Origin of the sequence: Ferrovibrio sp., from assembly GCF_036381655.1 — a bacterium.
Taxonomy (GTDB): domain Bacteria; phylum Pseudomonadota; class Alphaproteobacteria; order Ferrovibrionales; family Ferrovibrionaceae; genus Ferrovibrio.
The window spans coordinates 164474-179990 of the sequence record NZ_DASVCJ010000040.1 but is presented as its reverse complement, the minus strand read 5'-3'; the positions used below and the strand labels follow the sequence as shown (position 1 = coordinate 179990).

Sequence of the window (15517 nt, the reverse complement as noted above, 5' to 3'; positions counted from 1 at the left end):
GGCATTGGCCGAACGCTGCGCCAGCGCGCGCACTTCCTGGGCGACGACGGCGAAACCCTTGCCGGCCTCGCCGGCGCGCGCCGCTTCCACGCTGGCGTTCAAGGCGAGCAGGTTGGTCTGGAAGGCGATCTCGTCGATCAGCGAGACGATATCGCTGATGCGCTGGGCACTGGCCTCGATCTCGCCCATGGCGGAGACCGCCTGATGCACGATGCTGCCGCTGCGGTCGGCGATGTCGCGCGCCGCCACGGCGAGCTGATTGGCCGCCTGGGCATTGTCGGCATTCTGCTTCACCGTCGCGGTGATCTCATGCATCGAGGCGGCGGTCTGCTCCAGCGCGGCGGCCTGGCTTTCGGTGCGCTGCGCCAGATCCTGGCTGCCGGTCGAGATTTCGCCGGCGGCGTCGCGCACCGTATTGGCGCTCTCGGCGATGCGGCGCAACGCTTCGGCCAGCGTCGCGCCCGCCGTGTTGACGTCCTCCTTCAGCTTGGCGAAGACGCCGCGATACTCGCCGGCCACGCGCCGGGTCAGATCGCCCGCGGCCAGACCGGCCAATACGGTGCCGACCTCTTCGATCGCCGCTCCGATCGCGTCCAGCAACTGGTTGACGCCGCCGCCGAGCTTGGCCGCGACACCCGAAAGCGGCGCCGTGTCGATGCGCTGGGTCAGATCGCCATCCGCCGCCGCGGAGACGATCTCGCCGACCGCGCGGTCGAGCAGCGCATCCTGCTCCTGCCGCTGCCGTTCGGCGGCGGCGCGCTCGGCCTCCACTTCGCCGCGCAGCTTCTCGTTCTCGGCGCCCTGCTGCTTGAACACCTCGACCGCGGCGGCCATGCGGCCGATCTCGTCGGCGCGTTCGAGCCCCGGCACGGCGGCGCTGTAATCGCCCTTGGCCAGCACGCCCATCGCGTCGGTCAGCGCCATCACCGGGTTGGCGATGCTGCGGCCGATCAGCCAGGCGAATAGCAGGCCGATGACGAGCGCGGCGGCCGACAGCACCAGGACGGCGACGAAGGTGGCCCGGAAGGTGGTGTTGGTGGCGGTCTGCACGGATTTCAGCTCGGCCACCTCGCTGGCCTTCACCTTCTCGAGCCGCTCGGCGATGCTGCCGATATCGCCTTCCATCTCCTGATAGATCAGCCGGTTGAGATCGGTCGCGGCCTTGGCGGCGGCGACGATGCCGCTTTCATATTCGCGGGCGAATTTCTCCGCATCCTCGGCAAGCTGCTTGAGTTCGGGCTTGTCCAGCGAGCCTTTGAGGCCGTCGATCATGTCGACGAAGGTCTTCACCTTGCCGCGGGCTTCGTTGGCCATGCCCATCTCGCCCTGGCCGATGAAGCGGGTGGCGGCGAGGCGGATATCGGAAAAGGCATCCAGCACCAGGCCCGCCTCGGTGGCGGTGGGCATGTCGTTGCTGCGGATCGCGGTGCGGATGAGCTGCATCAGGCTCTCATGCGCCTTCGGGCCGTAGACGTCGAGCTGGCTGCCGTTGATCTCCTTGACCGCGTTGCGCGCCTTGATCGCCTGGCCGAGCTTGTCGAAGGTGCTGTCCAGCAGCGGCGCGATCTCGCCAAGCAGCGCCTTGCGCTGCGGCTCCGTCGTGTCCTCGGTGATCGCCTTCAGGCCGTCGCGCAATTGCGGCTCGAGCCGGCGCAGGGCGAGCAGGCCGCGCGGGTCGTCGCGCTCGACGAAGAGCAGCAGGTTGCGCCGCAGGTCCACCAGATTGCGTTCGAAAGTCTGCACCTGGCGGCCGTTTGCCGTGACCTCGTCATAGGTGCCGAAGGCCTTGTCGCCGCGCAGGATGCCCAGCACGGCGGCGACGGCGACGATGACCAGCAGGGTCAGGCAGGCGGCGAAGCCGATGGCGATGCGGGGGCGGATGCCGAGCCGCGAAATCCAGGCCGTCAGCCACGGCAGGCGCCGCTTCGGCGGCACGGGTGCTGGCCGAACCGGTTCAGGCTGCGCAGGTCCGGCCTGAAGCGGCGCGGACCGATCGGCGGAGATGCCGGCCTCGGCAAAATCGACAGCGGTCTCGGAAACGGCCATGGACTGTAATCTCCTTCACGACGGCGCCGCTCGGGCGGGCAGCGGATTTCGGGCTGAAGAAAGCAGAAACGTTCAGGGACGGCCGGCCTCGCGAAGGGCGCATCGCCGCAGCACGGGCCCGCCGCGCCGCCCGCAAAGACGGCGCGAATGCACGGACCCGGACAAATTCGTGTTCATCCTGAATGCGATGGCCTGCGCCATGAAGGACCCCGATGCCTTGCGCGGCATTGCCGCGGTATCTGCCGGCGCCCATTCGTCTGGCGTTCCCTTAACCCACCCGCCGCTAACCCTTACGGCAGCCGCCGGATCGGTCAAGCGGTCCCGGCAGGGCTCGTGCAAATTAAGCCTGGTGCCGACTTGCCGTTACGAAAAATTTACCCGCCATGCATTGTGTCCAATTTGTGGCGGCGGCGGCGGCGAAATGCCGGCGGGCGGCTGTAACCCTTTCTCCGGCAATGGATTCGACCGCCCCGGTTTATGTATAAGTTGCGGGATTGGCAGGCCTTTGGCCGGCTTGGGAGATGCGCAGCCCGGTAGCAACGCGGGCAAACTAATGGTAATAACACTACCATAATTCCACTGACGGACTCACTTTAAAGGGAGAAGTCGATGCGTAAACCGAACCCTTACGATGCGCATGTGGGCGCCCGCCTGCGGGCCTGCCGCACGCTCGCCGGCTTCAGCCAGGAACGTCTCGGTGCCGCTGTGAGCCTCAGCTTCCAACAGATCCAGAAATACGAGAAGGGCTTGAACCGGATCGGCGCCAGCCGGCTGCAGCAATTCGCCCAGATCCTCAACGTGCCGCCCTCCTACTTCTTCGAGGACATGCCCGGCATCGAGCAGCAGCCGCAGGCGCGGCCCGAGCATGCCGTGGTTTCCGAGATCGAGCAGGACAAGAGCCCCGTCTCGCGCCGTCAGGCGCTGGAGCTGGTGCGCAATTTCGGCAAGATCACGGATTCTACGGTCCGCGACCGTATCTTCCAGCTCATCAAGGCCGCTGCCGCCTCCTACAGCGGCAAGGAAGAGGGCGAGGAAGACACCGCCGCCGCGCCGGAGAGCGTGGAAAGCTGACGGGACACGCTGCGGCGCGCATCGCCGGATGCGCGCCGCGCGCCGTCCCCTAGCAAGCCCCCCATAGCAAGCCCCACAGCAAACCGACGAATGTCGAGGCCGCCGCGAGCGGCTTTTTTGTGGAAAAATTTCGGGGCCGGATTGTCGGACAAATCCCGGCGGCGCGCGGGCAGTGGGCAGGACCGCCGGGCAGGTTTGATTCCCTGAGATAGAGTTTCCTCATAGACACCTAACTTATACGCGATAGGCTCGGTGCTGTTTCTCACAGCAATGGAGCCTGTCATGACCATCCACACGCCAAAGATCAAACAGTCGCTCTCGCGCCGCCTGCCCGATCAGATCACGCTCAGGCACGGCCCGCGGCCGGAGCTTGGCCGCTTCTTCCTCGCCGCCGACAAGGCCGCCCGCGAGCGCGGCGTCACCCTCTCGCTCAGCACCGATTTCGAGATGCTGCGCGAAGTGAATGCGCGCAACTACGGCAGCTGGCACGGCCTCGCGCCGAGTTTCGATTGCGCCTATGGCGGCATCGACCGCAGTTGCGGCTTCTGGATCATGGGCCGCGATGAAGACGGCAACGTCGTCACGACCCAGGCGGCGCGCTTCTTCGATCTCGGCGAGGAAACCCTGGCCGATTACCTGACCAGCCTGCGGCTGTTCTATCCCGATCCCGAGAGACAGAAGCTGCCGGAGGAATCCTGCCTGGTTTCCTGCTCCGCCGCGACGCGGATCTCGCGCCGCGTGGTCTATTCGGGCGGGACCTGGATTCATCCCGACTACCGCAAGCGGCTGATGCCGATGATCCTGCCGCGCATTTCGCGCGCGCTGGCGTTGACGCTGTGGGACACCGACTACACCTTCAGCATGGTCAGCCATGCCCTGGTCGCCAAGGGCGTCGCCAGGGCTTACGGCTATCGCAATGTCGAGCCCGGCATCCGCTGGATGAATTCCGCCAGCGAAATCCGGCTGGACGGCACCCTGGTGTGGATGGACCGCGCCGAGTTGCTGGCGGACATGCACCGCTTCGACGAAACGCTGCAGGCGGCGGAGGAAAATCAGCGCCGCCGCGCCGCGGAGACGGCAAGGCAGGTCAGCCCCGCGATCTGATCGCGTGACCGGGTCCGTCTAGCTGGAATACGGGCGGCCGAAATCGAGCGGGATGGCGATATTCTGATTGAGCAGCGAGCTGCCGGTCAGAATCATCCCGCCATTCGGCTCCCGCCAGCGCAGAATGACCCGGCGATAGCGGCGGCGGCGCGGATCGTGGTCCGGCTGCTCGACGATGGCATCGATATCGTCGATGCGCGGATCGCCGTCATGCAGCGCGGCGGCATAGGCTTCGCGCACCCAGCGGCCATAGGCCCTGTCGGGCTGGTCTTCCAGCTTCCGGCCCTCCGCGACATGGAACGAGAAGCCGTCATAGACGGTGAAACCGGCGCCGCTATTCTGCACCAGAAGCTCGCCATATGGATTGGGGCGGACGAACACCGTGCGCGAGGCGAGGCCGGTCCGCTGCAGGTAAGCCTGAATCGGATCGGAGAAGACCTCGCCGACCGCACGCCATAATGTGAACAGCCCGGTCAGGTCGTCGCTGCAATCCTGCAGCCATTGCCAGGGATTGTACGACTTGCGGATGAACAGATCGCGCGAACGCGGCTCGATGAAGCTGGCCAGTTCGTCGAGGCGGGCGATCAAGGGCTCGCTCTGCGCGAAGGCTTCTTCCAGCCAGCCGCTGGCGAAATAGACGAGGCCGACCGGGCCGGCCTTGACCGCCTTTTGAAGATACGGCCGCAGGGCATTCACCGCCGCCGGGCTGATCATGCCGGCGCGGAATTGCAGGAAGGTCGCTTCCGGCTGCTGCAGCACCCAGACATAGCCGAGGTTGCGCGCGGCATAGCCGGCGAGATCGAAATCGGGGTCCGAATAGCCAAGCTGCTCGGCGAGGACAAAGGAGGGCCAGCGCCACCAGCGGCCACTTGGATCGATCAGATACTCCATACGTCACCCCCATCGGTCGCTGCCTGCTTCCGATCGGAGAATACTATTGCAGGCCCGGAACCAAGTCGAGAGAAGCCCGCTATACACCCGGATAAACATTTGGAAACCCAATCAAACCGGCGGTAGCAATTTGCCGTCCCGGCCCCGGCGACGGTTACCTTTGCGTGCGCTTGCGCCGGACGCCCTGCCTTCCTACATGAAGGGACTATTGCACATGAGGATTAGCCCACGATGAGCAGCAGCGACGAGCGGCCTTCCGCAGCGACCTGGCACGGCACCACCATCCTGGCGGTGCGCAAGGGCGGCGAGGTTGTGCTGGCCGGCGACGGCCAGGTCAGCCTCGGCCAGACCGTGATCAAATCGAATGCGCGCAAGGTGCGCCGGCTGGGCGACGGTTCGATCATCGCCGGCTTCGCCGGCGCCACCGCCGACGCCTTCACCCTGTTCGAGCGGCTGGAAGCCAAGCTGGAGCGCTATCCCGGGCAGCTGGCGCGCGCCTGCGTCGAGCTGGCCAAGGATTGGCGCACCGACCGCTATCTGCGCCGCCTGGAGGCGATGATGGCGGTCGCCGACAAATCAGTTTCGCTGGTGCTGACCGGCACCGGCGACGTGCTGGAGCCGGAAGATGGCCTGATCGGCATCGGCTCGGGCGGCAATTACGCGCTGGCCGCGGCGCGGGCGCTGATCGACCGCGACGACATGGATGCCGAGAAGATCGCCCGGCGCAGCCTGGAGATCGCCGCCGATATCTGCGTCTACACCAACCGCAACATCATCATCGAAAAGATCGCATGACCACGCCGTTCTCTCCCCGCGAAATCGTTTCCGAGCTCGACCGCTACATCGTCGGCCAGCATGACGCCAAGAAGGCCGTTGCGGTCGCCCTGCGCAACCGCTGGCGCCGTCAGCAGCTGCCCGAGGCCCTGCGCGACGAGGTGCTGCCGAAGAACATCCTGATGATCGGCCCGACCGGCGTCGGCAAGACCGAGATTTCGCGCCGGCTGGCCAAGCTCGCCAATGCGCCTTTCATCAAGGTGGAGGCGACCAAGTTCACCGAGGTCGGCTATGTCGGCCGCGATGTCGAGCAGATCGTGCGCGACCTGGTCGAGATCAGCGTCTCCATGATCCGCGAGAAGCGCCGCAAGGAAGTCGCCGCCCGCGCCGAACTGGCCGCCGAGGAGCGCCTGCTGGATGCGCTGGTCGGCGAGAAGGCCAGCGTCGAGACCAGGCAGAAATTCCGCAAGATGCTGCGCGAGGGCGAGATCGACCAGCGCGAGCTGGAGATCGACCTGCCCGATACCGGCGGCGGCATGCCGATGTTCGAGATTCCCGGCATGCCCGGCGCGCAGATGGGCATGATCAATCTGCAGGACATGCTGGGCAAGGCGCTCGGCGGCATGCGCCGGCGGCCGCGCAAGACCACGGTGGCCGAGGCGATGAAGCTGCTGACCCAGGAAGAGAGCGACAAGCTGCTCGATCAGGAGATGGTCACCAAGGAGGCGCTGTCCTCGGTTGAGCAGAACGGCATCGTCTTCATCGACGAGATCGACAAGATCTGCGCCCGCAGCGAATACCGCGGCGGCGCCGATGTCTCGCGCGAGGGCGTGCAGCGCGATTTGCTGCCGCTGATCGAGGGCACCACGGTGGCGACCAAGCATGGCCCGGTGAAGACCGACCATATCCTGTTCATCGCCTCCGGCGCCTTCCATATCGCCAAGCCGAGCGACCTGCTGCCCGAATTGCAGGGCCGCCTGCCGATCCGCGTCGAGCTCAAGGGCCTGACGCGCGAGGATTTCAAGCGCATCCTGACCGAGCCGGAGGCCAGCCTGCTCAAGCAGTATGTCGCGCTGCTGGAGACCGAGAGCGTCAAGCTCGTCTTCAACGACGATGCGATCGACGCGATCGCGCGCATCGCCGCCGATGTCAATGACGGGGTGGAGAATATCGGCGCCCGCCGGCTGCATACCATCCTCGAGCGCGTGCTGGAGGAAATCAGCTACACGGCTTCCGACCATTCCGGCGAGACGATCACGATCGACGCCGCCTATGTGAACGAACGGGTCGGCGATCTGGCCAGGAACAGCGATCTCAGCAAGTTCATCCTCTAGCGCCGCGTCGCCGCCGTGCCGTGCCGGAGAGCGTCCCCGCGCCCGGCGGATATCCTCACCGGTGACGCGGCGGCGAATTTGCGCCATCCTTGCGGCTGCCAAAACGACAAGCCGGAGGATTCGCCATGCCCGAGTTGAACGATTGCGTCGCCCTGATCACCGGGGCCTCCAGCGGCATCGGCGCCGCCACGGCGCGGCTGCTGGCCCGGCGCGGCTGCGCGGTGGCGATCAACTATTCGAAGAGCAGGGATGCCGCCGAGGCGGTCGCGGCGGAATGCGAAAAGCTGGGCGCCCGCGCTTTCCTCACCCCCGGCGACGTCGCCGATGATGCGGCCTGCCGGCGCGTCGTCGACGAGACGGTGGCGCAGTTCGGCCGCCTGAATTTCCTGGTCAACAATGCCGGCACGACGAAATTCGTCGCCCACAGGAATCTCGGCGGGCTGAGCGCCGAGGATTTCCAGCGCATCTATGCCGTCAACACGATCGGGCCCTTCCAGATGATCCGCGCCGCCGAGCCCTATCTGCGCGCGGCCAAGGGCGCCGTCGTCAATGTCTCGTCCGTTGCCGGCGTCTACGGCACCGGCTCCTCGCTCGCCTATGTCGCCTCCAAGGCGGCCTTGAACGGCCTGACGCTCAGCCTCGCCCGCGTGCTCGGCCCGGAGGTGCGCATCAACGCCGTCTGCCCCGGCTTCGTCGAGGGCGAGTGGCTGAAGCAGGGTATGGGCGAGGCGGCCTACGAGGCGGCCCTGGCCAACTGGAAGAGCAACTCCGTCCTGCAGGCGAGCAACAAAGCCGAGGATATCGCCGAGAGCATCGTCTTTTTCCTCACCTCGGCACCGAACGTGACCGGCGAAACGCTGCTGATCGACAGCGGCATCCGGCTGGCGATGCCGCGCCCGCGCTAGGCTTCGGCCGGGAAAGTCGCCGCCTCGGTCAGCGAGAGCGGCTGCGGGCCGGCGCCTTCGGCATCGAAGCCGCCGAGCCGGATATCGGCGATCACCGGCAGATGATCGGAAATCCGCCGCGCGGCCTGGTCGGTCCAGCTTTTCAGCAAGGCATCCGCAGGCCGGCAATAGATGCGGTCGAGCCGCAGCATCGGCCGGAAGGATGGATAGGTCGGGTGCATGGTGCGCCGGGGCAGGATGGTCTTCAGCGCCCGGCGCACCGAGCCGAAGAAAAACCAGTCGTTGAAGTCGCCCAGCAGGATCGTGGTGCGCCGCGAGGTGCCGGCGATCGCCGCCAGCATCGCCGCCTGCTCGCGCCGCTCGTGCCAGCCCAGGCCGAGATGGACCGAGGCGAGGTGCAGTGGCCCGTAGGGCGTGGTGATCGTCGTCTCGATGGCGCAGCGCGGCTCGCGGCGATAGACCGACAGATCATGCACCGCGACGTCGCCCATTGGCCAGCGGCTGATCAGCGCATGGCCGTAATAGCCGTCGGGGGCGACGATCGTCCTGGCCTCCGCCGCATGGCTGCCGAGCGCCTTGGCGAGGAAGGAGAAGGGCGAAACCTCGCCCTTGCCGCGGGAATCGATTTCCTGCAGGGCGACGATGTCGGGATTATGCCGGCGCACCAGATCGACGATGCGGCCGAGATCGAACCGCCCGTCCGGCCCGATGCCGGCATGCACGTTCCAGGTCAAGACGCGGATGTTGGCCCCGTCGGGCGGGCTCACCGGCGTTGCATCCATCCCGACCTCGTCATCCGGGCGCCTTGCGCCAGCGCGAGATCAGACGCTGCAATCCGTAGGACAGGGCCAGCCAGCCGAGCAGGAAGCCGACGATCAGCAATACATCGCCCAGGCTTGGCGCATGCAGTATCTCCAGCAGACGGCCGCCAAGGGCGGAGAGCATCAGGATGCCGGGCGCCAGGCCGAGCAGGGTGCCGAGGAGATAATCCGAAATCCTGATCTTGGTGGCGCCGGCGACCAGATTGACGATGGTGAAGGGCGCCGTGGGCATCACGCGCAGCATGGTCACCGCCAGCACGCCGTGATCCTTGACGCGCCGCGCGACGCGGTGGATGCGCGGCCCCATGAACTGCCGCAGCAGATTCGCGCCGAGCTTGCGGCCGACCAGATAGGTCACCAGCGCGCTGAAGACCGCCCCGGCGGCGGCGAAGAGCAGGCCGGGCCAGGTGCCGAAGGCGGCGGCGGTGGCGGCGATCAGCAGCGTGACCGGAAAGGCGACGAGGCCGCCCAGCGCGTAGATGCCGAGCACGACCGGCAGCGCCCAATTGCTTTCGGCGGCGCGGGCGAAGGATTCGGTCAGGCGGTCGAGCGAAACCATCTCGGCCAGCGGCGTATAATGCCAGGCCAGCACCAGGCCGACGACGATCAGGATCATCAGCCCGATCTTGAGGATGGTGGCGAGCCGGCTCTGGCCGGGCTGATCGCCGTCGAGCGCCGGCATGTAATCCTCGGCGCCGATCGGCCGTTCCGGATCGGCGACGAGGCTGATCGGCGCCATCAGCTCGACGCTCTTGATGTTGTCGTCGATCGGCTGCAGCCGGTGCGCGCGGTTCGCGAGCCGGTCCAGGGCGGCGAACAAGGACCCGTCATGCGCGGCGAGCGCAGCCTGCACCTCCTCGAGGCCGGCGCCGCAATGCTCGGCCAGCAGCGTATCGCGGATGCAGCGGATCTGCTGCCGCTCGGCCTCATCGGCTGCTTCCAGCACCAGATCGCATTCGGTATCCAGGCCGATCGAACGGTTGCAGAGATTGGCCGAGCCGACGCGCAGGATACGGTCGTCGACGATCATCAGCTTGGAATGCACCTTCACATCCGCCGCCTCGCCGTCGCGCTCGACATGCGGATGCACCAGCCGCACGCGGTCGCCCAGGCCGGCCTGGCGCAGGCCCTCCATGAAGCGGATGCGCCCGGACAGCATGATCTGCTGCTCCAGCCAGGAGTAATAGCCGGCCGGACAGACGATCAGCACCTCCAGAGCGGGCCGCGCGCGCATCCGCGCGATCAGGCTCTCGGCGACCGCCTGGCAGGTGAGGAACTGGTTCTCGATATAAAGGTGGCGCTCGGCGGCGCCGACCATGTCGTGGAACAGCCTTTCGATCTCGCGCACTTCCGGCTCGCTGCCGTAATGCGGCTGCGTGCGCGCGATGCCGATGGTCGCGTTGCGAAAATGCGGCCGGAGCGATGACGGCCAGGGATCGCCGGCTTCCTCGGGCTGCAGCGGCGGCAGCCTCTCCTGGGTCACCCGCTTCCAGCGCTTGCGCGCAAGATCGCCCAGGGCGCCGGCCGCATCGCCATCCACTATCATCTGCACGTCGTGGAAGGGCGGATAGATGCTGCCCGCCGGATCGACGCGCAGGGCATCCATCGGCGCATGATCCTGGGTATCCCAGCGGCGGACGGTCAGATCCAGGCCGCCGACGAAGGCGACGGTATCGTCGACCACGACGATCTTCTGATGGTGCGAGGCGCCGATCGGCACCATCTTGTCCAGGCACAGCTCGATCTGCGGCGGCGTCGTCCATTGCAGGGTCAAGGCCGGCATCTTCTCGCGCTCGAGCGAATAGAGCGGCGAGTAATCCCAGAGCAGCAGCTTGATCGACAACTCCGGATTGCGTTCGACCAGGGCGCTCAGGAAGGGGCCGAGCGTCTTCGGCAGATCGTCGTGGGTTTCGCCATCGGCGCCGACCAGAGGCGTGCGGCTGTCGATGTCCCAGCCGATCACGTAGATGCTGTGCTGCGCCCGTTGCAGCACCTGGCGCAAGGCGGCGAAATACGCCGCCGCATCGATCAGCACGGCGGCGCGATGCGCCCGCTCCAGGCGCCAGACGTTGTTCCCGGGCTGCAACAGCCGGCCGGCGCCGGGCCTGGAACCAGCGGGCGCAAAGATGTCGGTTGCATTCGCCTCGATACTCACGCGGTCATCTCCGTTCGCAATCTCGTCATAGCGGCATAAACACCGCGGAACGGAAAATGGCTGATGCGTAAGATTACTGGCGCGCCTGTGTGACACGCTTGCGGCAAAGTCGTGACGAATTCGGGGATTGCCGGATTTTCGCGGCGTTGCGGCGCGAAAGATTGCCGTTCAGTTGCGCAGCAGCTTCAGCATCTGGTCCAGCTTGGGCTCGTCGAGCTGGCCGATCCTGCGGCTCAGCTCGTTGGCCAGCAGCGTGGCCTTGGGATGCAGGCCAGCCGTGTCGATGGTAACGCGCGGATGCGACAGCTTGGCCAGCTCGGCCAGTTCCTCGGCATCGTCCCAGATGATGTTGAGATAGCCGCAGATGCGCTGCAGCAGGATCCAGGACGGGCGGCCGCGATGGCCATGTTCGAGCGCCGAGAGATAGGCGGACGAAACGCCCAGATCGGCCGCCATCTGCTTGAGGCTGATGCCGCGCGCTTCCCGCAGGCTGCGGATACGGGCGCCGAAGGGAGTCATGGTCCGCTAGCCGGCCGCCAGGCCCGCCAGCGCCTGGCGCTGGATCTCGACGGCGCGCGGATAGCACAGGCTGCGCCACTCGTCGCTGTCGGGATAGAAGGCGGCGCGGATCTGCCGCTTGATCTGCTGGCCCAGCGGCGAGAAGACGTCGCCGCGCAGATGCAGCCAGTTGTCGGCGATGACCGACAGCCGCACTTCGTCGGAGCTGAGCGTTCCGACCTCGATGGCGCTGGCGACGACGGTGGCCGGCGCGCAGAAGCGGGCGATGCCCATGCGCAGGTTGCCTTCGATGATCGGGGAATCCGATTGCCCCATCGCCGGCGAGGTCACGGCATCGCCGAACCAGCGCCGCGCCAGGCTGAGCGGCTCCGAATCCGGCGCATGGCGGCAGATCATTTCCGAATAGCCGAACGGCCCGAGGCCGGTATGGAAATCGAGCACGCAGATGCGCGCGGCCTGACGGAGATACGTCTCCGCGATCGCCTTGACCGTGCGATGCGACCAGCAGGGCGCGGTGCCGCCATAGAAGACGCCGTCCGGATGGCTGTGCTGGCCGCCGACGATGGCCGCCGTCGCCGCCCTGGCGCCGACCTTGTCGTAATAGGCGGCGATCCGGCGCTGGATGCCGGCGGCGACCTCGCCGCTCCAGTCGTCCGGCACTAGCCAGCCATGCACCTCGGCATAGGCCGGATTGGCCGGCGGCGCGGACGTTCCGAAATCGATGAAGTTGCGGTTGATGTCCATGTTGTCTTCGTTGACCCGCCGGCCCCAGGAAAAACCGTAGGGGTTGCTGGCATGGATCAGCAGCATGGCGGTGCCGGCCGGCAATTGCGCGGCATGGCCGTCGCTGAGCCAGCCGACCTGGCAGCCCGAGCCGTAATAGCCCTCGATGCCATGCGTGCCGGAGACGGTGACCAGCACGGCGCTGGCGTCGCGCGGCCCGAGCCAGGCGAGATCGGTGAACAGATCCTCGCCCGCAATGCCCTTCAGCGGATGCGGGATGCTTTCGATGGCGGCACCCGCGGCCTTCGCCGCCTTGAGGAATTTCCGGCGCGCGGTGGCGTAGTCGGGGGAGAAGTGCTGGTGCATGTTTTTTCCTTTTTTTAACTCTGTCGGGCCGGGCGGGCGGAACGGTTACGTCTCCCGCTGCCGTCTCAGCAGCACGTAAAACGCCCCCGCGCCGCCCTGCTCCTGCCGCGCCGGGGCGATGCCGAGCACCTGATCGCGCCAGGGGCCGCGTTTCAGCCAATCCGGCAGCCAGGTCCTGAGCACGCCGCGCTTTTCGTACATGTCCGCCGGCGCGGCGCGGGAAATTCCCTTGCCGGTGATCACCAGCAGGCAGCGCTGGCGCGCCGCCACGGCATGGCGCAGCAGCCGGTCCATGGCGCGCTCGGCCTCTTTCAGGGTCAGGCCATGCAGATCGAGCCGGGCTTCGATGGGAATCTGGCCGCGCACCAGACGCTGCTTCAGCCGGGCATCCATCTGCGGCAGCGGCGCGGAATCGCTGTCCCGGCCATGCCTGCCGGTCAGCGGCGCCTTCTTCTTGGCCTCGGCGCGGTGCAGGGCCGCCGGTCCCGGCATATCCGGCTTGAACAGCCTGGGCAGCGGCGCCAGCGGCTTCGGCGCATGATTGCGCGGCAGCGGCTTTACCCCGGCAGTGATGTTCTGCCAGGCCTCGTGATCGGGCAGGACGGGCTCAGGCTTGCCCTTGAAGCGGCGCGGTGCCATCGCTGATCAGTACGATATGCAGCCGCCGCGGTCCATGGGCGCCGAGCACCGGCACGCCCTCGATATCCGCGGTGCGCGACGGCCCGGAGACGAAATTCACCGTCCGCGGCCAGTTCTCCACGCTGCCCAGCTTCTGGCGCAGGCGCTCGAAGGCCTCTTCCAGCGTGCCGGTGATCTGGCTTTCGCGCATCACCACGATATGGTGATCCGGCACGAAATGCAGCGTGGTCGGCGTGGCCGGCGAGGAATGCAGCATCAGGGTTCCGGTCTCGGCGATGCCGGCGAAGGCCGGCGTGACGCTGACCAGATCCTGGCTGCGGCCGGGACCGTACTCGACCTGCAGCATCGGCCGCTCGGACCAGGGCAGGTTCTGCAGCAGCGGATCGGGCGCGACGCGCAGATGCGCCGGCAAGTTATGCCGGGTGAGGTAATCGGCGATCCTGGCCGGCACGTCGGCTTCGCCGGCGACGCTGTCGATGCTGACGGTCAGCGCCTCGGCCTTGGCGACGAAAAGCGCGACCTGCTCGGCATGCGGAAGCTGCGCGCGCAGCGGGATGCGGTTGCGCGGATGATTGGCGATGCGCGCCGCCACGGCGGTGTGACGTATATCGTCATTGGCCGTCTCGCCCAGGCCGCGCCGCAGGCTGGCGAAGATGCGGGCCCGGGAATTGCCGGTTTCGGAATTGCCCGCTTCGGAATTGCTGGCCGTGGAATCGCTCATCGCGCGCCCTTCCGCTTTTTCCATTGCTGCATGAAGGTCTCGGCCGCCTGCGGCGCCGGCAGGTCGCGGCCATCGGTCCAGCTCCTGGCGAAGGGCAGCCTGGCAAAGCGGCCCTTGCCCTTGGCGGCGGTATTCAGGATGGCGATCGCGGCGGCAGCGCCCAGGCGGTAGAGCCACGGCGCCTTGGCGGCGAAAGCCCAGAGCTCTACGCCCCAGCGCTGCAAGGGCGGCGTGATGCGCTTTTCATGCGCCTGCTCGCGCCACCAGCGCATGATGTCGGGCAGCGGAATGCGCATCGGACAGACCTCCTCGCATTTGCCGCAGAAGGTCGAGGCATTGGGCAGATGCCGCGCGGTTTCCAGACCGATCATATGCGGATCCAGCGCGGCGCCGATCGGGCCGGGATAGACCCAGCCATAGGCATGGCCGCCGACCGAATGATAGACCGGGCAATTGTTCATGCAGGCGCCGCAGCGGATACAGCGCAGCAGCGGCTGCAAGGCGGTGCCGAGCATTTCGCTGCGCCCGTTATCCAGCAGCACGACATGGAATTCTTCCGGCCCGTCGCGGTCCTCCGGCCGCTTGGGCCCGCAGGACATCGTGGTATAGACGCTCATTTCCTGGCCGGTGGCCGAACGGGCCAGAATGCGCAGGATGGTGGAAAGGTCTTCCAGGTTCGGGATCACCTTCTCGATGCTGGAGACCACGATATGCATCTTGGGCAGCGACTGCGTCAGGTCGCCGTTGCCCTCGTTGGTGACGATCACGGTGGCGCCCGTCTCGGCGATCAGGAAATTGGCGCCGGTGATGCCGACATCGGCCTGGAAATAGCGCTCGCGCAGAACGGCGCGCGCCTCGGTGACCAGCGTCTGCGGATCGGTCGAGCGCGGCCCCGGCTTGACGCCGTTCACTTCGTAATCCGGATGATGGTTCTCGAACAGCTCGGCGATCTGCTCGCGCGTCTTGTGCAGGGCCGGGCCGATGATATGGCTCGGCGGCTCGTGCGCCAGCTGGATGATGTATTCGCCCAGATCGGTCTCGACCGGCTGGATGCCATGCTGCTCGAGGAAGCCGTTCAGCCCGATCTCCTCGGTCACCATCGACTTGCCCTTGGTGACCGTCCTGGCATCGCGCGCGCGGCACAGCGCCAGGATGGTCTCGCGCGCCTCGCGCGGCGTGCGGCACCAATGCACATGGCCGCCGCGCGCCTTCACCTGGCTTTCGAATTTCTCCAGATAGAGATCGATATGCGCCAGCACATGGTTCTTGATCTTCACGGCTTCGTCGCGCAGGGCATCGAATTCCGGTAGTTGCGCGGCGCTCTCGACCCGGCGGCTCGCCATCGCGCCGCCGATGATGCCCATCGCCTTGCGCAAGTTCGGATCGCGCAGCGCCTTGCGCGCATTGGCCTCGAAATCCTGGGCGGTGACCGGCATGCTCATGATCGC

At 66.8% G+C, this 15517-nt stretch carries 14 protein-coding genes; 5 read left to right on the top strand and 9 right to left on the bottom strand.

Annotated elements, in window-relative coordinates:
* The coding region (locus VF194_RS08805; RefSeq protein ID WP_330890082.1) for a methyl-accepting chemotaxis protein at positions 1–2046 on the bottom strand (2046 nt) is incomplete at its 3' end.
* 609 nt (positions 2047–2655) lie between these two features.
* Here VF194_RS08805 and VF194_RS08800 point away from each other — a divergent pair.
* Together VF194_RS08800 and VF194_RS08795 are read left to right on the top strand one after the other, a co-directional pair.
* On the top strand, positions 2656–3117 hold the full coding sequence (locus VF194_RS08800; RefSeq protein WP_330890079.1) for a helix-turn-helix domain-containing protein: 462 nt from the start codon (positions 2656–2658) through the stop codon (positions 3115–3117).
* 282 nt (positions 3118–3399) lie between these two features.
* Positions 3400–4221: a hypothetical protein gene (locus VF194_RS08795; RefSeq protein ID WP_330890077.1), complete on the top strand. Its 822-nt coding sequence runs from the start codon at positions 3400–3402 to the stop codon at positions 4219–4221.
* Between the two features lie 18 nt (positions 4222–4239).
* On the opposite strand, the gene VF194_RS08790 is transcribed toward VF194_RS08795, so the two are convergent.
* The gene (locus VF194_RS08790; protein WP_330890076.1) at positions 4240–5112 is read right to left on the bottom strand and encodes a hypothetical protein; all 873 of its coding nucleotides are present in this window, start codon (positions 5110–5112) and stop codon (positions 4240–4242) included.
* Between the two features lie 231 nt (positions 5113–5343).
* Here VF194_RS08790 and hslV point away from each other — a divergent pair, with 231 nt between their 5' ends.
* The 3 genes from hslV to VF194_RS08775 all read left to right on the top strand — a co-directional run bounded on the left by hslV (position 5344) and on the right by VF194_RS08775 (position 8125).
* Entirely contained in the window at positions 5344–5907 is a 564-nt protein-coding gene (gene hslV, locus VF194_RS08785) for an ATP-dependent protease subunit HslV (protein ID WP_330890074.1), read from the top strand.
* The gene (gene hslU / locus VF194_RS08780; protein ID WP_330890072.1) at positions 5904–7220 is read left to right on the top strand and encodes an ATP-dependent protease ATPase subunit HslU; all 1317 of its coding nucleotides are present in this window, start codon (positions 5904–5906) and stop codon (positions 7218–7220) included. The genes hslV and hslU overlap by 4 nt, the downstream gene beginning before the upstream one ends.
* 125 nt (positions 7221–7345) lie before the next feature.
* Positions 7346–8125 carry an SDR family oxidoreductase gene (locus VF194_RS08775; protein ID WP_330890070.1) on the top strand — a complete coding sequence of 260 codons (780 nt, stop codon included), beginning with the start codon at positions 7346–7348 and terminating at the stop codon, positions 8123–8125.
* Here the strand turns inward: VF194_RS08775 and VF194_RS08770 are convergent.
* From VF194_RS08770 to VF194_RS08740, 7 genes are all read right to left on the bottom strand, one after another.
* The gene (locus VF194_RS08770) at positions 8122–8907 is read right to left on the bottom strand and encodes an endonuclease/exonuclease/phosphatase family protein (RefSeq protein ID WP_330890068.1); all 786 of its coding nucleotides are present in this window, start codon (positions 8905–8907) and stop codon (positions 8122–8124) included. The two genes, VF194_RS08775 and VF194_RS08770, sit on opposite strands and share 4 nt — an antisense overlap.
* A 10-nt stretch (positions 8908–8917) precedes the next feature.
* Entirely contained in the window at positions 8918–11101 is a 2184-nt protein-coding gene (locus tag VF194_RS08765; protein ID WP_330890066.1) for a VTT domain-containing protein, read from the bottom strand.
* Positions 11102–11269: 168 nt separating this feature from the next.
* Positions 11270–11620: a helix-turn-helix domain-containing protein gene (locus tag VF194_RS08760; protein WP_330890064.1), complete on the bottom strand. Its 351-nt coding sequence runs from the start codon at positions 11618–11620 to the stop codon at positions 11270–11272.
* Between the two features lie 6 nt (positions 11621–11626).
* Positions 11627–12709, bottom strand: coding sequence for a M14 family metallopeptidase (locus VF194_RS08755; RefSeq protein ID WP_330890062.1), 1083 nt, complete (start codon positions 12707–12709; stop codon positions 11627–11629).
* Positions 12710–12754: 45 nt separating this feature from the next.
* Complete coding sequence (locus tag VF194_RS08750) at positions 12755–13348, bottom strand: Smr/MutS family protein (protein WP_330890060.1); 594 nt, start codon at positions 13346–13348, stop codon at positions 12755–12757.
* The gene (locus VF194_RS08745) at positions 13317–14069 is read right to left on the bottom strand and encodes a lactate utilization protein C (RefSeq protein WP_330890058.1); all 753 of its coding nucleotides are present in this window, start codon (positions 14067–14069) and stop codon (positions 13317–13319) included. Before VF194_RS08745 ends, VF194_RS08750 begins: the two co-directional genes overlap by 32 nt.
* Entirely contained in the window at positions 14066–15511 is a 1446-nt protein-coding gene (locus VF194_RS08740) for a LutB/LldF family L-lactate oxidation iron-sulfur protein (RefSeq protein WP_330890056.1), read from the bottom strand. The genes VF194_RS08745 and VF194_RS08740 overlap by 4 nt, the downstream gene beginning before the upstream one ends.
* Positions 15512–15517: the final 6 nt, after the last annotated feature.